General features: G+C 69.4%; 17 protein-coding genes and 1 pseudogene. 11 read left to right on the forward strand and 7 right to left on the reverse strand.

Annotated features, from left to right (window positions below):
* Nucleotides 1-33: 33 nt before the first annotated feature.
* Nucleotides 34-1773: pseudogene (locus tag ABZ404_RS18755) on the reverse strand (aromatic amino acid ammonia-lyase); the annotation flags it as partial.
* Between the two features lie 138 nt (nucleotides 1774-1911).
* Between ABZ404_RS18755 and ABZ404_RS18760 the strand changes: the two are divergent.
* The 5 genes from ABZ404_RS18760 (at nucleotide 1912) to ABZ404_RS18780 (ending at nucleotide 8318) form a co-directional block, all read left to right on the forward strand.
* The gene (locus ABZ404_RS18760; RefSeq protein ID WP_358990569.1) at nucleotides 1912-3168 is read left to right on the forward strand and encodes a hypothetical protein; all 1257 of its coding nucleotides are present in this window, start codon (nucleotides 1912-1914) and stop codon (nucleotides 3166-3168) included.
* A gap of 108 nt (nucleotides 3169-3276) precedes the next feature.
* Nucleotides 3277-3564, forward strand: coding sequence for a hypothetical protein (locus ABZ404_RS18765; protein WP_358832591.1), 288 nt, complete (start codon nucleotides 3277-3279; stop codon nucleotides 3562-3564).
* A 323-nt stretch (nucleotides 3565-3887) separates the two neighbouring features.
* Nucleotides 3888-6062, forward strand: coding sequence for a hypothetical protein (locus tag ABZ404_RS18770; RefSeq protein ID WP_358832592.1), 2175 nt, complete (start codon nucleotides 3888-3890; stop codon nucleotides 6060-6062).
* A 430-nt stretch (nucleotides 6063-6492) separates the two neighbouring features.
* Nucleotides 6493-7032: a winged helix-turn-helix domain-containing protein gene (locus ABZ404_RS18775; protein ID WP_358832593.1), complete on the forward strand. Its 540-nt coding sequence runs from the start codon at nucleotides 6493-6495 to the stop codon at nucleotides 7030-7032.
* A 17-nt stretch (nucleotides 7033-7049) separates the two neighbouring features.
* Entirely contained in the window at nucleotides 7050-8318 is a 1269-nt protein-coding gene (locus ABZ404_RS18780) for an MFS transporter (RefSeq protein ID WP_358832594.1), read from the forward strand.
* Between the two features lie 739 nt (nucleotides 8319-9057).
* On the opposite strand, the gene ABZ404_RS18785 is transcribed toward ABZ404_RS18780, so the two are convergent.
* Nucleotides 9058-10041 carry an aldo/keto reductase gene (locus ABZ404_RS18785; RefSeq protein ID WP_358832595.1) on the reverse strand — a complete coding sequence of 328 codons (984 nt, stop codon included), beginning with the start codon at nucleotides 10039-10041 and terminating at the stop codon, nucleotides 9058-9060.
* Between the two features lie 98 nt (nucleotides 10042-10139).
* Complete coding sequence (locus tag ABZ404_RS18790) at nucleotides 10140-10985, reverse strand: SDR family NAD(P)-dependent oxidoreductase (protein ID WP_358832596.1); 846 nt, start codon at nucleotides 10983-10985, stop codon at nucleotides 10140-10142.
* A 134-nt stretch (nucleotides 10986-11119) separates the two neighbouring features.
* Between ABZ404_RS18790 and ABZ404_RS18795 the strand changes: the two genes are divergently transcribed.
* Together ABZ404_RS18795 and ABZ404_RS18800 are read left to right on the forward strand one after the other, a co-directional pair.
* Nucleotides 11120-11704 carry a TetR family transcriptional regulator gene (locus ABZ404_RS18795; RefSeq protein ID WP_358832597.1) on the forward strand — a complete coding sequence of 195 codons (585 nt, stop codon included), beginning with the start codon at nucleotides 11120-11122 and terminating at the stop codon, nucleotides 11702-11704.
* Between the two features lie 439 nt (nucleotides 11705-12143).
* Entirely contained in the window at nucleotides 12144-13361 is a 1218-nt protein-coding gene (locus tag ABZ404_RS18800; protein ID WP_358832598.1) for a M4 family metallopeptidase, read from the forward strand.
* Between the two features lie 166 nt (nucleotides 13362-13527).
* On the opposite strand, the gene ABZ404_RS18805 is transcribed toward ABZ404_RS18800, so the two are convergent.
* Nucleotides 13528-14190 carry a response regulator transcription factor gene (locus tag ABZ404_RS18805; protein ID WP_358832599.1) on the reverse strand — a complete coding sequence of 221 codons (663 nt, stop codon included), beginning with the start codon at nucleotides 14188-14190 and terminating at the stop codon, nucleotides 13528-13530.
* A complete protein-coding gene (locus ABZ404_RS18810; RefSeq protein ID WP_358832628.1) occupies nucleotides 14187-15266 on the reverse strand; it encodes a histidine kinase in 1080 nt (359 codons plus the stop codon). Before ABZ404_RS18810 ends, ABZ404_RS18805 begins: the two co-directional genes overlap by 4 nt.
* 630 nt (nucleotides 15267-15896) lie before the next feature.
* Between ABZ404_RS18810 and ABZ404_RS18815 the strand changes: the two genes are divergently transcribed.
* From ABZ404_RS18815 to ABZ404_RS18830, 4 genes are all read left to right on the forward strand, one after another.
* A complete protein-coding gene (locus ABZ404_RS18815; RefSeq protein WP_358832600.1) occupies nucleotides 15897-17348 on the forward strand; it encodes a hypothetical protein in 1452 nt (483 codons plus the stop codon).
* A gap of 393 nt (nucleotides 17349-17741) precedes the next feature.
* Nucleotides 17742-19625, forward strand: a complete 1884-nt coding sequence (locus ABZ404_RS18820) for a sigma-70 family RNA polymerase sigma factor (protein ID WP_358832601.1) — start codon at nucleotides 17742-17744, stop codon at nucleotides 19623-19625.
* Nucleotides 19626-19795: 170 nt separating this feature from the next.
* Nucleotides 19796-19957 (forward strand): hypothetical protein, encoded by a 162-nt coding sequence (locus tag ABZ404_RS18825; protein WP_358832630.1) that lies wholly within the window; start codon nucleotides 19796-19798, stop codon nucleotides 19955-19957.
* A gap of 364 nt (nucleotides 19958-20321) precedes the next feature.
* A complete protein-coding gene (locus tag ABZ404_RS18830; protein WP_358832629.1) occupies nucleotides 20322-21824 on the forward strand; it encodes an alpha-L-arabinofuranosidase B in 1503 nt (500 codons plus the stop codon).
* A 222-nt stretch (nucleotides 21825-22046) separates the two neighbouring features.
* Here the strand turns inward: ABZ404_RS18830 and ABZ404_RS18835 are convergent, their stop codons facing one another.
* Nucleotides 22047-22304: a helix-turn-helix transcriptional regulator gene (locus ABZ404_RS18835; protein WP_358832602.1), complete on the reverse strand. Its 258-nt coding sequence runs from the start codon at nucleotides 22302-22304 to the stop codon at nucleotides 22047-22049.
* Nucleotides 22304-22795, reverse strand: a complete 492-nt coding sequence (locus ABZ404_RS18840; RefSeq protein WP_358832603.1) for a DUF2975 domain-containing protein — start codon at nucleotides 22793-22795, stop codon at nucleotides 22304-22306. The genes ABZ404_RS18835 and ABZ404_RS18840 overlap by 1 nt, the downstream gene beginning before the upstream one ends.
* Between the last annotated feature and the right edge of the window lie 52 nt (nucleotides 22796-22847).

Consider the following 22847-nt stretch of genomic DNA (forward strand, 5'->3'; position numbering starts at 1 on the left):
GGTCACTCGCGGTACCACCCGGCGGATCTCCCGATGGATGGCTTCGGTCCTCTCCGCCATCGGCAAGCCCTTCATGTAGGGGTCGCCGCCCTTGGCCGGGTTCATCTGCTGGACGATGTCGACACCTTGCGCGGTCATCATCAAGGTGACCGCGAGAACCTTCTCGAAGCGTTCGAGATTGTCGTCGAGGTTCTGCACGGACGCCACGGCCATCGGGTTGTGGTCCTCCTGCCCCACCTTGACGGGACGGCTGAGCACGCCTGAAGGGGCAGCGCGGGTCTGCATCTCAGGAATGACGGCCGCGGCCACGGTCTCGACCTGCACCATCCCGGAGTTCAGCCCCGCCTTGTCCTCGTCGCTCCACACTCCCACCAAGTTGGGTGTGAGGCCGTAACTCCACTCCCTGCCCATCAGCCGCTCCCCCAACGCGTGCAGGAGCAGCGCCACGTCGGTCATCTGGGCATTGAGCGTGTCGATGGCGTGGCCGATGCGTGTGCCGTCCCAGTTGCCACCCATGACGAACTCACAGGAGCGGAAACGGGGGCGGGAAGGAGAAGGGGAACGGGGGCGGGATTGGGAGCGGTCGCAGAAGAGCAGAGGGTTGGACGTCGACGCGTTCGCCTCGCTGGTGATGATGGCCCAGGCCTCGTTGATGGTCTGCCGGGCGGTCGCGATGATGTGGGGAGCGGCGCGCACGGACACCGCGTCCTGGACCCGGGGCGTATGGCTGCCCAGGGTCTCGGGGTGGGCTTCATAGGCCTGACGGCCCTCTTCCGTCATCCAGGTGCTGCCGTGGACGAGTTCTCTGATGCGCCTGGCCACGTTGGCCTGCTCGGGAAACTTGCGCTCCGCGTGTGTACGGGCGTCCAGAGAGCCGGCTTCTGCCCGGGTCGCTTCCATGAACAGGGCGAATGCCTTCTCCGTGTGGTTCAGCAGCCCAGCGGCTCGCACGACGTCATGGGCATAGCGGGCGGTGAGTACGCTGTTTCCGCTGATCAACGGCAGGGCTTCACCCGATTCCAGGGCGAATTCGGCGCCCAGGCCCGCGTCACGTACCGCCTGATGCGCGGGCATCCTCCTCCCCTGGTACCAGGCACGGGTGTTCCGGGTGGCCCGGTCCCCCGTGAGAACGAGCCCGGCCTCCGCCATCGGTTGCAGGTCCCCGGTGCCCAGCGGCCCGGTGCGGGGAATCACGGGAGTGACCCCCGCATTGAGGAAGCTGAGGATTCGCTGGACGAGCTCGGGGCGCACCCCCATGTGCCCGCGGGCCATGGTGTTCGCCCGCAGCAGCAGCGCGAGCCGGGTTACCCGTTCCGGGACGGGTTTGCCCACACCGGACGCGTGTGAGCGCAGCACATTCTTCTGGAATGCGACCTGCTGCTCCGGGGTGAGAGAGGCATGGTGCAGGGGGCCCAGTGCCTGGTTCCAGCCGTAGACCCGCTGGTTACCCTCGTTGAGGTGTTCCAGGGCCCCTCGGCGGGCGTAGGCGAGTTTCTGGGAAGTTCTCGCAGGCAAGGTGAAGGTCAGATCGTTGCCCGCGAGGACGCGACGGATGGTGTCCGTCGAGATACGGTCCCCGTCGACGATGACCTCGTGTCCGGCCTCGTGCGGTGGCGAGCGGTACACGACATGTCCGGGTGTGACAGGCGCCGCGTCGCTCAACCCTGCCGAAGGCAACACCGCGCCGACTGCTACCGCCAGCACTGTGGCGCATCGCAGCCATCCTCCGAGCGGCCCAGGGCGGGATCTACTCCAGCCTTCTTGACTGATCATATGATCGTTACCTCCTGCCGTAAGAGGAACAGCACAAGGCGCCAAGAGCGCCCGGTTGATCTCTCTGTGGGCGCGCCGCCCGAACGAGACTTCGGCGACCCTCCGCCCGTCATGCCGGGCACCGATTAGGCTCTACCCATGCTGACCAGCGGAGACGAGTCGTACGAGGCCGTCAGGCGGCTTGCCGCCGGGGTTGCTCTGGACCGGGCGCTCGATGTGACGGACCCGGATTCCTGGATCGGTCTCGACTTCTGGGTGCGCCAACTGGCCTGGCAGCGGCCGGAGCTGTTCCATTCGAAGGCGTCGCTGTCCGGGCGGCGGCTGAGGTGGGATCCGGGCGCGTCGCTGCCCACCGTCACATGGCGCCGGAAGCCCGGTGAGACCGAACTCGCCCTCGCCCTTTGCCACCCCGACGGCCGCATCCGCGCGACCGCCCTGGACCACACCGATGACCACCCCGCGCTGCTCGCGCTGGTCATCATCCGCTGCGCGGACTGGGCCGAGCCCGTACGAGAACGTGCCCGTGCACTCCTGGCCGAGACGCCCCCGCACCGGCTTGCCGCGCACGCCGCGCTGACCCTGCGGGTCGGTCGCCGCCGACGAGGCGGATTCGCCCAGGAGCGGCTGACGGAGGCGTTGCGTACGGGGCCGGCCACACAAACCGAGGCACTGCTCGGCAGCGGTGACCGGGCCACGGCCCGCCTGGCGTACCGCGTCGCCGTCGAGCGACGACTGCTCCCCGCCGAGCGGCTCGCTCAGACCGCCGCTCGGCACCGAGACGTCGCCGTGCAGGACCTGTGTGCCGAAGCGGCCGTGGCCACACTCGGCGAGGGCAGTTCAAACCGTTTCACCGAGGTCGTGGTGCCGCTGCTCGGCTCCCGCCAGTCCCGGATCAGGTCGGCGGGGGTGACGGCACTGCGCCGGACCGGACGGCACGCCGATGCCGAGCCGTACCTCGGCGATCGCTCCGCCGTCGTACGAGCGTGCGCCCGCTGGGTGCTGCGGCAGGGGAGCATCGACCCCGTGCCGCTGTACCGCGCACTGTGCGCCGACCCCGAGGCACAGCCCCCCGCTGTGGTGGGCCTCGGCGAGTGCGGGGCGCGCGAGGACGTGGACCTGGTCCGGGCCCTCCTCGCACACCCGGCGGCCGCGGTGCGTGCCTGCGCGGTGGCCGGACTGCGGGCCCTGGACGCGGTGCGCGCCGACGACGTACGACCGCTCCTGGACGACCCGTCGGCGGCCGTGGTCCGGCAGGCGACCGCCGCCCTGCTGCCGTGCGCCGACCACATACCGCAGGAGATGCTCTGCCGGCTCCTGGCCCAGGACCGTCCGCGCCACCAACGGGTCGCAGCGGTCCGGCTACTGCGAGCCCTTGGGGTGCACGTTCAGGTCTGATGGCACGGGCAGGTGCACGCGCCGCTTACCAACACCCGCACGGAGTTCGAGTTGCAGGCCCCGGGGCAATCTGTGCGGTCGCCTCGTCTCGCGTGGGATCATCCGTCCATGAGCGGCAATCTGGAAGTGAGTGCTCTGGCGGTCAACGTCACCATCCCGCAGGCGCTCCGCTGGACGGACACGCGACGGGGTGAAACCTTCCAACTCACCACACTCAACATCCGGCTTCTCCCGGACGGTCACCTCGCCGTTAAGGCCTATGGCCGACCCGTCGGCGGTGGTCGGGGCGCATACGTCTCGTTCCCCGTCCCCGACCAATCAGAACTGGCAGCTCTGGTCGCGGACGCGGCCACCCGCGCCGGAACGCTGTGGGCCGCCCATCGCGGCCTCGGCTGAGCCTTGGCCGCAGGTGGGCCGGGGCTGCTCGGTGCCCGGCCGCCGGAAGCACAGCCCACCCAGGTGTGGCCGCACGGAAGTCGAGTCGCTCCCCTGCAACCGCGCGGCCAGCCCCAGGCGTCGAAGAGGTGGGAGCGCACTGGATTAAGTACGTACCGCCCGGCTTCGTTGTTCCGAGTGGGGCGTTCAACCACTAAGCACAAAGCCCCTGTTCCGGATAATTAGTTGCATAGGGTGTACAACCGTCCAGTCTCCTCAGAGGTCTTGGTGGATGTCGCGTTCTCCGCCCGGACACGCGCATCCCTCACGAGGAGGCTCATTCCATGTCACGCGCTCGCGTTCGCACCCCTCGCTCGCGGCTCGGTGCCGCCGTCGCCGTCGCCCTGGCCGCCACCGCGGCCGTCACGCTCAACGGTCCGGCCGACGCCGCGACGCCGGCTCCCGCCCACGCCGCCGCAGCCGCGCAACAGGGCGCCCAGGACGCGACTTTCCCGTTCGTCAACAGTGTCCTCGCGACCGCAGGGCCCAGCGGGTTCCTCGCCGTCCGTACGGACGACGTCGCCTGGACGCGGTACGCGGACGGTGCCGTCACCCCCTTCCCGAAGAGCCCGGCCGTCACCTACCAGGGCGCGGCCGGAGCCGACATCGTCGTGGCGAGCGAAGGAACCCGCCACACCATCCACGACATGGCCAAGGGCGGCGACCCGGTCGTCATCGACATCCCCTACAAACTGCGCGAGGTCAACGGCTCGACGCTCGTGATGGTCGACCCGGCCACCCAGGACCTCCACCTGGTGAGCCGGGCGCCCGGCGGCGAGGTCGTCGACCGCAAGGTGACGGGGATGCCGGCCGGTGTGCCCTGGGGGTCGCCTTATGGCTCGACGCCCGGGACCGTTGCCGTGCAGACCTCGGCGACGGACGGCGCCTTCCATCTCGCCCTGGTGGACGTGGCCACGGCCGCCACCGTCGAGACGTACGACCTCGACCGTTACAGCGGCTTCGCACAGGTCACGCCCGACCGCGTGCTCTGGGAGTCGGAAACCGGCCAGACCAGAATCGTGGACCGGAAGACCAAGCAGGCCCAGACCCTCCCCTACCACGCGCAGATCGCCCTCGGCGGCGACTGGCTGGCGATCACGGGCAACGACAAGGTCGTCGTCGACGGGGTCACCTACCCGAACAAGCCGATCGTCCTGAAGTCGCTGAAGGACGGCCGGAAGGTGCCGCTCCTCGACCTCGCGAGTCATGTGGCCCCGGCCGGCGACGGGACCCTGCTCGTGTCCGGCGGCACCTTCGCGCAGGGCCAGGGGCTGTTCCGCATCTCGCTCGACGCGAGCGGCACCCCCGTGGCCACCATGATCGGCGACGGGCAGAACCCCCTGGAAATGATCCTGAAGGGGGCGAACGTTCCGAGCGTCTTCCACTTCGACGGCACCGACAAGCGCGTGACCTGGGAGACCAACCAGCCGGACCTGGGCGTCTCGCTCGACCTGACCCACGTGGCCACCGGCCGCACGGTGTCACTGTGGAGCTATTACGACACCTACATCAACTGGAAGGGCTACTTCGACCAGGTGGTCGGTGCCTACAACGGCGAGTACACCTGGAAGATGACCGCCCGCCCGGCGTCCGGCGTCGGCCCCTCCGCCGTGAAGACCGGTACCACCACGGTCGAACGCGGCACCGCGCCACGCGACTTCAATGACAACGCGCAGGCGGACGCCCTTGTCCGCGACAGCTCGGGCAACCTGGGCGCGTACGACCTCAGCCACCTGCGCGCCATGGGCAACAGCCCCGACTGCAACGACGAGGGCTGCCCGCCGGTCGTCCACGACCCGAAGCCGGACGTGCTGGGCACCGGCTGGAACACGTACACGCTGATGGCCTCCCCCGGAAACCTGGCGGGTTCAGCAGCGGACGACGTCGTCGGCCGGGACCGTGACGGTGTGCTGTGGCTCCACCAGAGCGACCACCAGAAGCTCCTGCCCCGCACGAAGATAGGCGGCGGCTGGAACATCTACACGCAGATCACCGGTGGGTCGGACCTGAACGGCGACGGCCGGGGTGATCTCCTCGCCACCGACCAGGCCGGCGTGCTGTGGTTCTACGCCTCCACCGGCGATGCCACCACCCCCTTCAAGGCCCGTCAGAAGATCGGCGGCGGCTGGCAGGTCTACAACCTCCTCACCGCGCCGGGCAACATCGCCGGCGCCTCCGGCGGCGACCTCCTCGCCCGCGACAAGGACGGTGTCCTCTGGCTCTACCTGGGCAAGGGCGACGGCACCTTCACCGCCCGCCGCGAGGTCGGCGGCGGCTGGCAGAAGTACACGCACATCATCCCGGCGGGCAGGAACGGCAAGGGCGTGGCCGATCTCTACGCCATCGGCTCCTCCGGCTCCGCCCTGTACTCCGGGCGCAACAGCACCACCGACCCGTTCGAAGCGGCCCATGCCCTGCCCCTGCGCAGCGACTCCACCCGCTTCCAGACCTTCTTCTGATCCTGCCTCACGTCTCCATGGGGTGGCGGCCGTCGCCGTAACTCCTTGGGCTGGGCGAACGCTGCTCAGGTCGGCGCCGGTTGATCCCGTGGCAGCCGTACGGTGGTGAGCGCGCACACAGGCTCGCACTGTCCCGCGCACGTGAATACGCGAATAACCCCGCACCAGCAAGGGTGCACCGGCCCCGCAGAGAGGGAAATGCAGCGTTCCGCTGCCCCCTCTGCGGGGCCGGTGCGTCGCACGTATCGCCCTGCTGCGCAAGCGCGGAATCAAGGCCCAGGCCGCGATCGGCCGACGCGGCTTCGCCCACGGTCGCGGGGCCGGCCAGCCTCGCCGGGCCGTCGAGCGCTCTGCGCCCCCTGAACCAAGTCACACGACTCCCTCGGGAATTCCCTTGCACAATGGTCAAGAACCATTGACCATTGGGCCCATGCCTACCGATGATCTTCCCGAGGCGTTCCACGTCACCACTGACGACCAGCTGCGCGCCGTCTCCAACCTCACCCGCCACCGGATCATGGCCTTGCTCCGCTTCGAGCCCGCGACGATCACGCAGATCGCCGAGCGCGTGGGCCTGGCGAAGGGGAGTTCCAGCTACCACGTACGGCTGCTCGAACGGGCCGGGCTGGTGAAGGTGGTACGTACGCGGAAGGTCCGCGGGGTCACCGAGCGGTACTACGCGATGGCCGCGCGGTCGATCGTGCTGCCGGATCCGGGCGAAGGTGGACCGGATGTGCTGATGCGGCATGCGGTGGCCGACCTGGAAGCGGCGCCGGCGGAGAGCGAACGGCACGTACGAATGGCCCATCTGCGGCTCACCGATGAGCAGTTCGCGGAGCTGGGGGCGCGGCTTCAGGCGCTGGCGGACGAGTACCGAGAGCTGTCCGACCCCGCACTGCCGGACACGTCGCTCGTCTTCGCCCTGTTCCACCCGGCATCGCGAGTTCAGACCGAGGGGGACGCCAAGTGATGTGGGATGCACGGAAGTTGCCCACAGGCTTCGGGCGGTTGTGGACCGCGCAGACGGTTTCCTCGCTCGGCGACGGAGTGTCGCACGCCGCGCTGCCGCTGCTCGCCCTGACGTTGACACGGGACCCGATGGCGCTCGCCGTCGTCACGGCCGCCGGAACGCTGCCGTGGCTGCTCTTCGGGGTGCTGGGTGGTGCGCTGGTGGACCGCTGGGACCGTCGGCGCACGATGTGGGTCACCGACGCGGCACGTACGGTGCTGCTCGCGATACCGGCGGCAGCGGCCGCGCTCGACGTACTGAGCATTGCGCTGCTCGCGGCCGTCGCCTTCCTGCTCGGCCTCGGCGGGCTCTTCTTCGACACGGCCGCCACGGCCTATCTGCCGGATCTGCTCGGCCGCGACCCCGCACTCCTTGAGCGCGCCAACTCCCGTCTGCGCGGCGCCCAGACCGCCGCGTCCGGCTTCGCGGGGCCGCCGACGGGCAGTGCCCTGCTCGCGCTCGGACGGGCGGTCCCGCTGCTGGCCGACGCGGTGTCGTTCGCGCTCTCCGCCCTGCTCGTACGGTCGCTGCCCGCCCTGCCCCGGCCCGTGCCGCAAGCCCGTGAGTCGCTACTGCGGCAGGCGCGGGCCGGCGCCTCGTACGTGTTCCGTGACCGGTTGCTGCTCGGGCTCGCGCTGCGTCCGGCGGTCGGGAACATCGCGTTCCTGGCCGTGGAGACGGTGCTCGCCCTCTTCGCGCACGATCGTCTCGGCATCGACACCTTCGGCTTCGGCCTGCTCCTCACGGCGGAGGCCACCGGCGGTCTGCTCGGCGCGGGCATCGCCTCCTTCCTCGGCCGACGGCTCGGCACCGGAACCGCGCTGACCTGCACGGCCGCAGTCGAGGGACTCGCCATCCTGGGCCTCGCCGCCGCCCCGAACCCGTACGTCGCCGGCCTCGCGCTCGCCGTCTGCGGAGCGGGCATGGGCGCCACGATGGTGCTCGGACCCTCTTTGCGACAGGCGATCGTCCCCGCCCACCTGATGGGCCGGGTCGCCTCCACCTCCCGCATGCTCGCCATGTGCGCCGCCCCGTTCGGCGCCTTCCTCGGGGGCTGGCTCGCCACCACGTACGACGTACGCACCCCGCTCTACACCGCGGCCGGCCTCCTCCTCACCATGACCGCCGTCACGACGACCATGACCAGCAACCGCCGGGTCGAGGCAGCGCTGAGCGCCGCCGCCCGGGCCGACGGCCCGGATCAGCGGCCGGAATCGCGGGAATCCGTGCAAGAGAATGCCCTCTAGTCCTGCGCGCATAGGCGAGCTCGTCGGTCAGGGCCTCGATGCTGACACCGCGCGGACGAAGCTCGCTCAGGCTTCGCGTCGTCGCTTCAGAACGATGTAACCGATACCGGCGGCACCAGCTACCAGCCCCACGCCCGCGCCGATCTCCAGCCCGCCGGGCCCGGTCCCCGAAGCACCCCCCATCCCGCCCTGGGCACCGCGACTGGGCAGTGCGCTCGGGACGACAGGCGCCCGCGTGGGGAGAGCGGTGCCCCTTCTGGGCAACGCCTCACAGGCGATCCCGTCGTCGGGGCCCTGGTCCTCATCCAGCCGGTTGGGATCACTGCGGTCCCTGTCGAAGACGGCTTGCGCGTCCTCCTGGAAGCTGAAGTCCCTGCAGTCCAGATCCGTCTGGGCGTAGGCGGCCCCGGACAAGGGAGCACAGGAAGCGAAAGCCAGCACTATGCAAGCTGCGGCGGCACGACGATCCACAAGAGCCTCCTCACGATTCCCCGAGAGGTCGCTTCGACCCTAGGAGCTCTGCCGCGAACACGCGTCGAGGAGCAGTCCGAACGGGTTACCGCCCTGTCTCCCCCTGCCTCCTGAACCGGCGGAGCGGACTCGAACGTCACTGGGCTCTGAGCACCGCATCCGGTGAGCCCGTCCCGGCGCTTGGCTCTCCGGGTCGGCTGATCGCATGCCGTCGGCCCGTAGAGGTGAGCCGGTGGGTAGCCCCGGACGGGTAACTTGCGTGCCGCGCTCAGCCGTTGAGGGTCTGCATCAGCTCAGGGGCGTAGCGGTCGCCGGAGACGACGCCGCGCGGGGCGACCGCGTCGATGGCGGCCAGCTCCTCGTCGGTGATCGTCACCGTGGTGGCGGCGACGTTCTCCTCCAGGTAGCGGCGGCGCTTGGTGCCGGGGATGGCGACCGCGCCCTGACGAAGTGCCCAGGCCAGGGCCAGCTGGGACGGCGAGACCTGCTTGGCGGCGGCGATGCGGCGGACCTGGTCGACGACGGCCAGGTTGCGGTCGAAGTTCTCGCCCTGGAAGCGCGGGTCGGTGCGACGGAAGTCGTCGGCGGCGAAGTCGTCCGGGCTGGTGATCGCGCCGGAGAGGAACCCGCGCCCGAGCGGAGAGTAGGCGACGAGGCCGATCCCGAGCTCGTTCAGGGTGGCCATGCCCCCGTCGTCCTCGATGCCGCGCTCGAAGAGCGAGTACTCGGTCTGGACCGCCGTGATCGGGTGGACGGAGTGGGCCCGGCGGATGGTCTGGGGGGCGACCTCGCACAGGCCGATGTAACGGACCTTGCCGGCGTCCACCAGCTCGCTCATCGCTCCGACGGTCTCCTCGATCGGTACCTGGGGGTCGACCCGGTGCAGGTAGTACAGGTCGACGTGATCGGTGCCCAGGTGGCGCAGGGAACGGTCGAGGGAGTGGCGGATGTAGGCGGGGCTTCCGTTCTGGCCCTGGAGCGTCCCGTCGTCGGTGAACTCGATTCCGGTCTTGGTGGCGAGGACGGCCTGGTCACGGCGGCCCGCGAGAGCCTTGCCGAGGAGCTTCTCGTTGAGGAACGGGCCGTAGCTCTCGGCCGTGTCCAGCAGAGTCACACCCAGTTCCAGTGCACGGTGGATGGTGGCGAGGGACTCGGCCTCGTCGGTGTGGCCGTAGAAGGCGCTCATGCCCATGCAGCCGAGTCCTTCTACGGAGACGGTCAGGCCCTGGGTGCCGAGGGTGCGGAGTTCCATGGTGATCTTCCTTGCTGTTTTCGGGTCGTGCCCGTGGTGCGTGAGGGGTGGATGGGACGGGTGGGATGGGCCATACGTACGGGAGTCCCGCCAAGCGCTCAGCGCACCCAGGTACCGGTGAGGTTCTGGACGGCGGAGCCGTCGAGGTCGGTGAGGGTGGTGGCGACGAAATCGCGGGCCCACGGCGAGGTCTGCATGCGGTGGGGCGGGTGGGTGGCGGTCAGTGCCTCGATGATCGGGGCGGCCGCCTCGGCGGGGGTCTGGGCGCCCGCGAACGACTGGCTGGTGCGGTTGAGGTAGGCCTCCAGCGCCGGTCCGTAGGGCCCGGCGGCGGCCAGTTGCCCGGGGATGTCCAGGCCGAGATTGGCGACGAAATCGCTGGCCACCGCGCCGGGCTCGACCACGGTGACACCGACACCCACGGTGGCGGCGACGGGGGCGAGGGACTGCATGAAGCCCTCGACCGCGAACTTGGCCGCGCAGTACGCCTCGTTGAAGGGCTGGCCGACGACGCCGCCGACGCTGGTGACGGTGATCACCCGGCCTTTGGACGCCCGCAGATGCGGCAGGGCCGCCTTGGTCGCCGCGACCACGCCGAAGAAGTTGACCTCCATGGCCGCGCGGACATCGTCGAGGCTGCTCTGCTCGATGGTGCCGACCTGGGCGGCACCGGCGTTGTTGATCAGCGCGTCGAGGCGGCCGTGCTCGGCGACGACCTCGTCCACGCAGCCGGCGATACCGGCGGAGTCGGTCACATCCAGGCGCTTGACCTGGACGCGGTCCGACACACCCGCATCGGCGGCAGCCCTGAGCAGGGCCTCGGCCTTGCCGGTGTCGCGCATGGTGGCGATGGTCGTCCAGCCCGCACGGGCGGCGTCGATGGCGGCGGCCAGGCCGATACCGGAGGACGTACCGGTGATCAGAACCGTCTTCGGGGAGGTCATGGAGGGGGTCTTCCTTGCAGGGGGACACGACGGGCGGAAACCCGTAACCGGGGAGTTCCCCGCTTACGCCCTCAAGGTAAACGGGGAACTCCCCGGTTGTCCAGTAGACTGGTCCCCCGACGAAGGGAACAAACTTGACCAGCAAGCCGAGCGTGTTGCGTGCCGATGCCCGCCGCAACCGCGAGCGGATCCTCGAAGCAGCCGTGCGCGCCTTCTCCGAGAAGGGCCCCGATGTGGCGATCGACACGATCGCCAAGGCCGCGGGCGTCGGCTCGGCCACGCTCTACCGTCACTTCCCCACCCGTGAGGCACTGGTCGAGGCGGCCTACCGCAACGAACTGGCGCGGGTCTGCGACAGCGCCACGACGCTCCTCGCCGATCATGCGCCGGACCGGGCACTCCGTCTCTGGATGGACCGTTTCATCGACTACGTGGCTGCCAAGCAGGGCATGGCGGACGCACTGCGGGCCGCGGTCGCATCCGGCGCGGACCCCTTCGCCGAAACCCTCGACAAGCTGGGCACCGCGCTCACCACGCTGATGCATGCCGGAGCGGAAGCCGGTCTGGTACGCCCCGACGTCGATCCCCTCGACGTCGGCTTCAGCCTGGCCGGTGTCGCACTGATCACCAGCGCTCCCGACCAGCGCGAACGGGCCGACCGTCTCCTCGACCTGCTCCTCGACGGCCTCCGGTACGGAGCGGACGGGGCCGACGCCTGACGGGTACGAATACCCCTCTCCGTACCAGCGCCCACGGCAGGGCCACTCGACGACCGCAGGAGAAGGTCCACCGTCGGACAGAGGAGCGCGGCATCCCGCCCCGCTCGGAGTGCAAGTCGCGGCCCACGAATGGATACTCGAAGGAGACACGTCTTCACCGCTGCGGTCATGCACCCCGCGGACACGAGGGCCGCGCGCGTACGGCGGAGCCCGCGGACCGTACGCCACCTCGCCCTCGGAACAGGCACCGGACGCGGCCGCCGTTCGGCCACGGCACCCCCGCCGACCCTGCCCCGGTATGAGCGTACGCCTGTCCCGGCGGGGGTTGGCGGCGTCGGCCCAGGGTTGTTCTGGAACACGCGGATCAACGCAGAACAACCACACCGGAACACCCGATGAGCGAGCCCACGCGACCGCTCCTCCTCGCACGAGGCACCCCATGACCAGGACCCGCCACATCAGCTGCATCATCCCTCCGCTGCTTCTGGAGAAGCTCCTGCGCAGCGACAACAACGAAGTCCACCAAGCAGCGCTGGACACCCTGCTGACCACCGCCGGACTGCGCGGTGAGCGAGCGATCCGGGCGGGCTTCTCCGGCGTCACCACGCCCGGCAACGGACGGCGGACCGTGTTCGACTGCCAGAACGGCAGAATGCTTCCCTCAGCCATCGTGGCCCGACCGGAAGACGGGCCGGCGTCGACGGACGACGCGGTCAATCGGGCGTTCAACGGCCTCGGCACGACGCACGACTTCTACCACGAGGTGTTCAACCGCGATTCCATCGACGACCGCGGGATGCGCCTGGACGGATACGTCCACTTCAGCGTGGAGTACAACAACGCTTTCTGGGACGGGCAGGAGATGGTCTTCGGTGACGGAGACGGAAAGATCTTCACCGACTTCACCGGGTCCCTCGATGTCATCGCCCACGAACTGACCCACGGTGTCACCGAGAACACCGCGGGTCTCGCCTACCACGACCAGCCGGGCGCCCTGAACGAATCCGCCTCGGACGTCTTCGGGTCGCTGGTGAAACAGTGGTCGCTCAAGCAGTCGGTCGAGGAGGCGGACTGGCTGATCGGTCCCGATGTGTTCACTCCCGGGATCGACGCCGACGCCCTGCGGTCGATGAAGGCCCCGGGCCAGGCATACGACAACGCCCTGTTCGGCAAGGACCCCCAGCCCGACCACATGAGCAGGTTCGTCCATCTGCCGAGCTCGGAAAGAGGCGACAACGGCGGGGTGCACATCAACTCCGGCATTCCCAACAAGGCGTTCTACCTGACCGCCGCGGGAATCGGTGGATTCGCCTGGGAGGCCGCCGGAGCCATCTGGTACGAATCCCTCAAGGCTTCCAGCGCCGAGACCCAGTTCCAGGAATTCGCGAACACCACCTACCACAAGGCCGCGGAACTGTACGGCGACAACAGCACCGAGCAGTCGGCCGTCCTGGCGGCGTGGCACGAGGTGGGCATCCAGATCAGCGGGGTCCCCGCCGGTGTCGTCCGAGTGCGCGGCCGCGCGCACCGGAACGGCAGTGTCGGCAGCACCGGCAGTACGGACGCTCTGGCAGCCCTGTCCAAGCAGATCGGCGTACTCACCACCCAGATGACGGGGCTGGCCAAGGACGTGGCCGCACTGAAGGGCAAGAAGTGACCCTCGGCGGGCGCCGCCCGCGGACCGGACGACGAGGCCCGGGAGCCACACGACCTGCCGGGCCTTGACCGGCATGGACGCGTGAACCCACCACGCGGGGGCGACGTGTTCGCCCTGGGGCGGCCCGGCACGTCGGCAGCGGGCCCGCCGGATCAGGCCCGTCACATCATGCCGGATGGATGAGACGGCTCTCGTAGGCGAAGATCACGGCTTGTATCCGGTCGCGGAGTTCGAGCTTGTGCAGGATGCGCCCCAGGTGGGACTTCACCGTGGCCTCCGCGAGGTGCAGCGTGGTCGCGATCTCGGTGTTGGTCAGGCCCCGGCTCACCTCGATGAGCACCTCGCGCTCGCGGGGGCTGAGCCGTTGCAGCCGCTCGTCGGGGCCAGGGGCGCCGTTCTCGGGGATGTGCCGGCGGAGGTTCTTCAGCAGCAGGCGGGTGATCCGCGGGGAGACCACCGCGTCGCCCGCGGCCACGTTGCGTATCGCTGTGAGCAGTTCTTCGGGCCTGGTGTTCTTCAGCAGGAAACCGGAGGCCCCGGCGTTGAGTCCTGCGAAGGCGTATGCGTCGAGGTCGAAGGTGGTCAGGATCAGCACTCTGCTCCGCGGCGAGGCGCGCATCACCCGCCGGGTCGCCTCGATCCCGTCGGTCCCGGGCATCCGGACGTCCATGAGGACGACGTCCGGCCGCAGTTCCCGGGCCAGGCGTACGGCCTCGCTGCCGTCCGCGGCCTCGCCGACCGGTGCCATGTCGGGCTGCGCCTCCAGAACCGTGCTGAACGCCATACGGAGCAGCGCTTCGTCGTCGACGATCAGGATACGGATCGTCATGTGGATCGCCCTTCTCCGCTGCCGAGGTCGAGACGGGTATGAACGCCCCAGCCGCCGGCCGGGAGCGGTCCTGCCCGCACGCTTCCCCCGTAGGCCGCCACGCGCTCGCGCATGCCCGCGATGCCGTGCCCGCCGGACGGCGTGGCGTCGGGCCGTGGGGGTGGTGGGCCGTTGTCGGTGACGTCCACGGTGACGGTCTCGGCCGAGCACCGCACCCGGACCTCCGCGTGCGTGCCCGGCGGGGTGTGCTTCAGGGTGTTGGTCAAGGCTTCCTGTACCAAGCGGTAGACGGTGAGTTGCGCTGAGGCGGGAATGCCGGTGTGATCGCGGTGGACGTCGAGACGGGTCGGCAACCCGGCGGCGGCCATCTGCTCGGCGAGGGAGGGCAGTTGCGCGATGCCGGGCAGCGGGTGACGCTCCGCGTCCGGTTCGTCGGCCCGCAGGACACCCAGGGACCGCCGCATGTCGGTGAGGGCCTGCCGCCCTGTCTCCGAGATCTGGAGCATCGCGGTGGTGGCCCTGTCGGGCGACCGGTGCTGCGCGTAAAGGGCGGCGTCGGTGAGGGCGACCATGACGGACAGGTTGTGGGTGACGATGTCGTGCATCTCCCGGGTGATACGGGTCCTCTCCTCGGCGACGGCGAGCCGTGCCTGCTGGTCCTGCTCCTGTTCCAGGCGGGTGGCCCGTTCCTCCACGGCCGCGAGGTAGTCGCCCCTGGTCCGCATGTTCACGCCCAGGACGGCGGCGGCGACCACCATCGCGGTCACCGCCACGAAGGGGGTCAGAAACGCGTCTTCCGCCACCCAGCGCAGACAGGCCAGCAGGACTCCCGTCTCCACGACGGCACCGGCGACCAGTGTGCCGCGCCGCCCCGCGTTCGCGGCCACCGTGTAGAGCGCCACCAGCAGGGCGACGTCCGCCGGCAGTTGGACGTCCATCAGCCACTGGACGAAGGCCGCGGCCGCCACGACGCCGAACACCGTGAGCGGGGCCCGGCGCCGCCACACCAGGGGCAGCGCGAGAGCCGCGGTGAGGGTCATGGCGACGGGCCATGCGTGCGGCTCGAACGTGGTCATGATGTTGAGGAGGAGCAGTGCCGGCAGCAGCGAATCCCACACCGTGGACGGCACCCGGGAGCAGCGGCGCCGAGCAGCGCTGATCGGTCGCGCCGCCCGTGCTACGGCCGGGCCGGCACACCTCGTCAGCCGTACGGCCGTCGAGGCGCGCAGCACCCGGTCCCGGAAACCCACCGGGTGAATCGGGCGAGTCGAGTGAGCACTGCCGGTCTCCGCAGCCGCCTCGGTCATCACATGTTCCTGTCGACTCAACGTCATCGTGGCCCCGGTCGGGACTGCCACCTCGTACAGCCGGAGCCGGGTCGAGCACGGGAAGGGGACGCCCCGCGCTGCCCGGCACGTACCACGCGCGGCCCTGTCACCGTAGGCCGCGGTCCGGTGCGCACGCATGAGTCCAGCGTCTGATGGTGCGGTGCCGACGTACGACCGCAGGAGGAGTCCGACCCCCTCCCGTGGTCGCAAAGCCAGCGCTGACCTGCCGCGTTCGATTGCCACTCCGGTTGCACCCGTGACATGCCTGGATGCGACGGGGATCGCACACGGGACAACCCTGGGAGTGCGACTCCGGTCGCACACGCCGACGACCCGGGACCGATGTGACGGTATGTGCCCCGCGCCGAGGATGGACGGGTGACCGACATCATCACGGGACTGCACATGTCTCCCCTGGAAGTACTTGCTCTGCTGGGCGCCGTCACGCTGGTGCTGGCGCGCTGGCTTCCCCCCGCCGCTCGCCCATCCGTCACGATCGCGGCGGGAGCGGGTTTCGTCCTGTCCGCGGCCGTACTGAGTGTGGTGGGGCTGCGCTGGCAGATGCTGCCGGTACTGGCAGGCGCTGCCCTCGCCTTGCCGTTCGCCGTCTCTCCGCTGATCCGCCGACGTACCGGCCGGCCGGTGAGACGGGCACGATGGTGGCTCGCGCTGCCGGGATCGGTCGCGTGCGTCGCCCTGATCGCCACGGGTCCCGTTGCCGCCTGGGCCTTTCCTGTCCCCGTGTTCCCCACGCCGACCGGCCAGTTCGCTGTCGGCACCCGCGTGATGCAGTGGACCGACCCGGACCGCTCCGAGACCGCCACTCCCGAACCCGACGACCGGCGCACGGTCGTGGTGCAGCTCTGGTACCCCGCGCGGAAGATGCCCGCCGACTCGCCGCGAGCCCGGTACCTCGGCCGCACGGAGCAGGAGGCACGCACGGTCTCCCATGCCCTCGCGCGCTATAGCGGCCTGCCCGGCTTCCTGGTCGACGGTGTCCCGCGTGCCCACACCCACGCGGTCTTCGACGCCCCGGTGGCCCGCGCCGACGCGAAGTTCCCGCTCGTGGTGTTCTCCCCGGGGCTGGGGGGCGTACGTACCCAGAACACCGCCTGGGCGGAGGAACTGGCCAGCCACGGTTACGTGGTCGCGGCCCTGGACCACCCGTACGACTCCGCCGCCGTCGTCCTCACCGACGGCCGAACGATCAACACCAGGATCGCTACCACGGGCGACGACGACGAAGACGACAGGCGTGCCGTCGAAACCACGCGGGTGCGAGCCGCGGACCTCAGCTTCGTCCTCACCCAGCTGGGCCGCATGGACCGAGGCGAAATCGACGGCCCGCTGACGGGACACCTCGACGTCGGCCGGGCCGCGGTGACCGGCCACTCCCTGGGGGGCGGTGCCGCCCTGCAAGCAGCCCGCCAGGACCGCCGGTTCGCCGCCGTCATCAATCTGGACGGCTATCCGCGCGACCCCGCCCTGCTCCCCTTCCACCAGCCGGCGCTCGCGCTCACCCAGGCCATCGGCACGGAAACCGACCCGCGCTACCTACCGCGCCTCACCCAGGTCCTCAAGCTCAGCACCTCGACGACCTACCGGCTCACCATCCCCGGCGCCGCCCACCTCACCTTCATGGACGCCCCCCTGTACCTGCCCCCCGTGCCCTCGATGGTCGGCTCCCTTGGCCGCACGGAGAGCCCCCACGTGGTCGCCGCGACCACACTCGCCTTCCTGGACGCGACGCTGCGGCACCAACCCGGGGACGTGGCCGGGGTGTTGGCAACTTACGGGGATCTGAGCGTCTACCGGCCGGGCCGGGCGTAAGCGGAGGCAGGGACCACTCCCCCAAAGGATCAGGCGCCGCCCAAAGGTCGGGAGCGGGCCTGTCGTCCCCGCGTCCCGCTCCACGGGTGATACCGGACCACGTTGACGAGCCCCGGCGCACAACCCGCGCGCCTACCTGCCGTACATACGCCGGGGTGACTCGTCTACAGCGGACCCCGGAATCCTCATCAGGCGTCTTCCGTCAACGTCCACACGGCGTGACTGGCGATGTACCGCAAATTCCTTGCATGGCACTGGAAATCCGCTGGGAAACCGTTTCTCCAGAAAATATGGGGGTGCCAGCTGTCAGACCTCGGGCGGCCCATGCGACCTCATTGTCGATGACGCACCTCAAGGACGGTGTGACCGACCAGGGAAGAGAGGCGGGAAGCGATGACCATGGATGACGGCGAACTCGTCGAGCGGTTCCGGAAGGGGGACTCCGAAGCCACGGAGATCCTCTGGTCCTACACCAAGTGGCTGAAGGTGGTCGCCCGGCGGAGGCTGGGGGCGGGACAGTGGGCCGAGGCTGAAGACGTGGTCGCGCTGGCGTACGAGGCACTGCTGCGTTCCAGGAAGCCGGTCGCGAATCCGCGCGCATGGCTGAAGGAGGCCGTCCACAACCTGGTGGCGACGAGGTTCCGACAACTGGCGTCGGAGCGCAGGGGACTGAGCAAATTGTGGGACCCCGATCCGGAGACCTGTGTGCCTCTGCGGCAGGCAGAGGAGCAACTGGCCGCCCAGAAGCTGTGGGACGGGATCCTGTCGGCCCTGAACGAGCGCGAATGCCAGACCCTGGAACTGGCATTGGAGCAAACAGTAACTGGACGGTCCACGAGGGAGCAGGCCCGAGAGCTGAGGATCACTGAGAACACGCTCTCCCAGAGGAAGATGCGGGCGCAGAAGAGCGCGCAGGCCGCGCTCCTGGTGATGCGGTGGCAGGCAGCGTCGGTCGAGTGCCGGGAGCTGAGGCAGGAACTGGCCAGCTCGGCGACGCATGTCACTCCTGCCCTGGTGGCGAGCGTGGAGTCGCACCTGAAGGGATGCGAGGAGCCGGGGTGTGAACCGCTTCGGACGGAGTGGGAAGCACCCTCGCAGCACAAATTCGTCTGGACGCTGCCGGTATTGCTTCCCTCTCCCGCCATGCGCGACCGCATCCGTAACGTCTGCGACGAGCTGGGCACGGAAGGCACCGGAGCAAAGGCGCGTGTGCGCGAGCTACGACGTACCGGTGGTCCCGGCACGCCACGCGCGGCCGCTCGCAGCGACGGTCGCGGGACACGGCGGGAGGGCAGTGGCCGGAACCCGCTCGACCGCCCTGTGGGAGCGTGGTACTCACACCAGCAGCCCTCCCGTCGCCCAAGGCACCGTGTCTCCACGACGATCGGCGCATGCGTCGTCGCCGGACTCGTCGTGGGCGTGGCCCTGCACAAGAGTGGGTCGGACTTCGCCGGACCTCTGCGGGCACTGGCACCCGGCATCGTCGCCCCCTCCGACACTCCCCCGGGCAGCCCCGGCAGTCCCGGTGGCAACACCGGCCACCCATCAATCAAGGACGCCGGTAAACGCGGTGACGCATCTGGTCACAGCGCCGACGACAGGGACCGCAACGGAAACCCCGGCGGCAGCGGCAGCGGCAGCGGCAGCGACGGAAACGGCTCCCATGGCTCCCAGAGCAGCGGGAGCCGAGACAGCGGCCACGGCGGGGACGACAGCAGCGGAAGCGGTCACGGCAAGACCACCGGCAACACGGGGGGTGATGACCAGGGGCGCTCGGACGACAGCAGTCTCACCAAGAGTCACGGCGACGGTAATGGCGACAGCGCCAACAGCTCTCACAGCGACCCCCGCAAAGGCGAAGACGCCGGTGTAGTCGTCCCGCCGCCGGACACCACCGGCCCTGCTGTGTCCCTCACCCGCATCAGTACGAACGCGGTCGGGCAGGTGGTCCTCGACTACCACGGCGTTCAGATGCAGACCTGTGGCCCAGCCGGAACACCCACCACCTACAGCGTGTGGCTCGCGGCGTCCGACCCCTCGGGCGTCTCCCACCTGACGCTGTACATCCAACACCCCACCGACGGGACGTACGTATCGGACGCTGGAGTCGCCGACGGAGACGCCATCCGCTTCGACGTCCCGGACTACCGAGCGACGCCCAAGCATCTGGAGACCGTGAAGCTGCGACTCACCGCTGTCGCGGTGGACTCGCTCGGGCACCGTACGGACGCCTACCTCGGCAAACTGCCCTTGTACGAGTGCGGCGAACCCGGCTGATCCACACGCGTCCCAGCACCTGTGGCCGCCGAGCCGCGAACAGACGCCGCACGCAACAGGAGCTCTGTCACTTCATCGTCATCCCGTCTCCTATCCTGCCTCTGGAGCAGCACGTGAGTTCCGTACCTTCCCCGATCCCGCCCCGCACGTCGCCGCCACCCAGTCCCTTCGTGACCATGCACACCGCCCTCGTCCTCCTGACGGCGTTCATCATGGGACTCGTGGTCGGCGGCCTCACCTTCCTGGACAACGGCCGCGTAGCCGACGCGATTCTCGCGGGTCTGTTCACCGCCGGTGGCAGCGTGCCCGTCCTGCGGACTCTGATCCGCTGACGTGGCTGTGGTCCTCTGACGCAGCTCTGATCCGCCGACGCAAGGCCCTGGTCCGCCGACTCGACTGCGTTCTACTGATGGCCCGTTGTCGACATCGACCGGTGCGGGGCGGCCTGCGCCGGTCGAACGCGTGCAAAGTGTTGACAGCCGTAGGGAGTTACCCAATCATCAATCCTCGTCCGTAATTGCGACCATCGTTCGAAACCTCGAACAATTGGATGTCATGAGCATGACTCTCAGGCTCCTTCACCTTCCCCGGTGAACGGTGCCCTCCTCACCCACCTCCGGGAGAGAAACCATGTCTGTGGGATTGGTTCGCTCAAGGCCGGCCAGGCCGCTCGCTCTGCTGGCACTCGTGCTGGCCATGGCCGCGGCTCTGCTCGGCGGGCAGGTGTCCGCCGGCAACAGGGCGGCGGCCGCCGGGTCGCTGCCCTGTGACCTGTACGCCGCCGGGGGCACACCCTGTGTGGCCGCGCACAGCACGACCCGGGCCCTGTACTCCGCCTACAGCGGCCGCCTGTACCAGGTGAAGCGCGCTTCGGACGGTTCCGTGCGGGACATCGGGGCCCTCGGCGCGGGCGGTTACGCCGACGCCGCCGCGCAGGACGCGTTCTGCGCGGGGACGAGCTGCCTCATCACCGTTCTCTACGACCAGTCCGGCCGCGGCAACCACCTCACCCAGGCGCCGCCCGGAGGGTTCCAGGGCCCCGCCGCGGGTGGTTACGACAACCTCGCGGAAGCCTCCGCCGCGCCCGTCACCGTGGGCGGCCACAAGGCGTACGGCGTCTTCATCGCGCCTGGCACCGGGTATCGCAACAACAACACCAACGGCATCGCGACCGGCGACCGGCCGGAAGGCATGTACGCAGTCCTCGACGGCACCCACTACAACGGAGGTTGCTGCTTCGACTACGGAAACGCCGAGACCAACAGCCGGGACAACGGCAACGGCACGATGGAGACCATCTACTTCGGCAACAGCAAGAGCTGGGGCTACGGAACGGGCAACGGCCCCTGGGTCATGGCCGACCTCGAAAACGGTCTGTTCTCCGGAGTCAACCGCGGCTACAACGCGAACAATCCCAGCGTCGGCCACCGGTTCCTGACCGCCGTCGTCAAGGGCGAACCGAACCACTGGGCCATCCGGTCCGGGAACGCCCAGTCGGGCGGCCTGTCCACCTCGTACGACGGTCCCCGCCCCAACGCCACCGGGTACAACCCGATGAAGAAGGAGGGGGCGATCATCCTCGGCATCGGCGGCGACAACAGCAACGGCTCCGCCGGCACCTTCTACGAGGGTGTCATGACGTCCGGCTATCCGACCGCCGCAACCGAGAACGCCGTACAGGCCGACATCAACGCGGCCCGGTACGCCACGTCCCCCGTGGCGGGCGCCCCGACCACGGGTTCCAGGGTGTCCCTGCGCGCCACCACCACCTGCTGCACCAACGACTACCTCCGGCACAACGCTTCCGACAGCAACGCCGTCATCGCCGCGACCTCGTCCTCCAGTCCGGCTGCCGACAAGGCCGCCGCCACCTGGATCGTGCGCGCGGGCCTGGGCGACGCCTCGTGCGTCTCCTTCGAATCCGCCGACAAGCCGGGACAGTACCTGCGCCACTACGACTACCGGCTACGCGTCGACAGCATCGGTGACGGCCTGTCCCGGCTGGACGCCACCTTCTGTCCGCAGGCAGGCCACCACGGTCAGGGGATCTCGCTCCGGTCCGCCAACTACCCCAGCGACTTCGTCCGCCACTACAACTACGCCACCTACATCGCCGGCCACGGCGGTCCGAACGCCTGGGACAGCGCGACCGCCTGGGCCGACGACACGACGTGGATCGTGACCTCTCCCTGGGCCTGAGGTCCTCTCCGTGATGTCCACTGTTTGACGGTGGTCGCCTGCGCCCGCTCGCTGGTCGGGTAGGCGCAGGTGACCACCACGGGCCCGGCCCCGGCCCGCCCCCAGTGCCCCCTGGGGAGCCCATTGAGTACGTCGAACAGGCGGTGCGCGGTGATGTTGCCCGCAAGTCCGGGGGACGGGTTTGCTTGCCGTCCGGCGGGTGACTGATCCCGGAAGGGCGCGCTATACGCCTGCCGCGTCCACCGCCTTTTCCGTCTCCTCGGACTCCTCGACCTCCTCGGCCTCCCAGCGCAGCAGATCACCCGGCTGGCACTCGAGCACCTCGCAGAGCGCGGCGAGGGTCGCGAAGCGCACCGCCTTGGCGCGGCCGTTCTTGAGCACAGCCAGGTTGGCGGGGGTGATGCCCACCCGTTCTGCGAGTTCACCCACGGACATCTTCCGCCTGGCCAGCATCACGTCGATGTCGACGGCGATCGGCATCAGATCACCGCATCCAACTCGGCCTGCATCCGGGCCGCTTGGATGTCGCGCGCGACGGCTTGGGTGAGCAGCATCCGCAGGACGAGCACGATGAGCGCGACCCCCAGGATGGCCACACCGATCCCGCCCATGATGAGAGTGACGCCGGGGTCCTCGCGCTGGCCCGGCGCGTTGATGGCCGTGACCACGAACCAGAGCAGAGCGATCGCCACGATCGCCCCGATCACACCGTCCACGTACCGGAAGGCGGCGTGGGAGAACACAGTGCCGCGTCGCACCATCGTCACCAGCCGCCCTACGCAGACGAGGGCGACCTGGACCGAGATCATGCCCAGGATCGTGATCACGCGCAGCGCGGTCAACGGGAGCGATCCGTCCTCCGGGTCGTTTCCGCCGGCCAAGGTCCACACCATCAGCACCTGCACGAGCGCGGTACCGGTCAGCACCACCCAGAGCACGGCAGACAGTGCACGCACGGTCAGCTTTCCCATGTCCCACCCTTCCATCGACTTGCGATGTAAATCTATCGAATCTCGATAGGTG

Origin of the sequence: Streptomyces sp. NPDC005878, assembly GCF_040629815.1 — a bacterium.
Classification (GTDB): Bacteria; Actinomycetota; Actinomycetes; order Streptomycetales; family Streptomycetaceae; genus Streptomyces.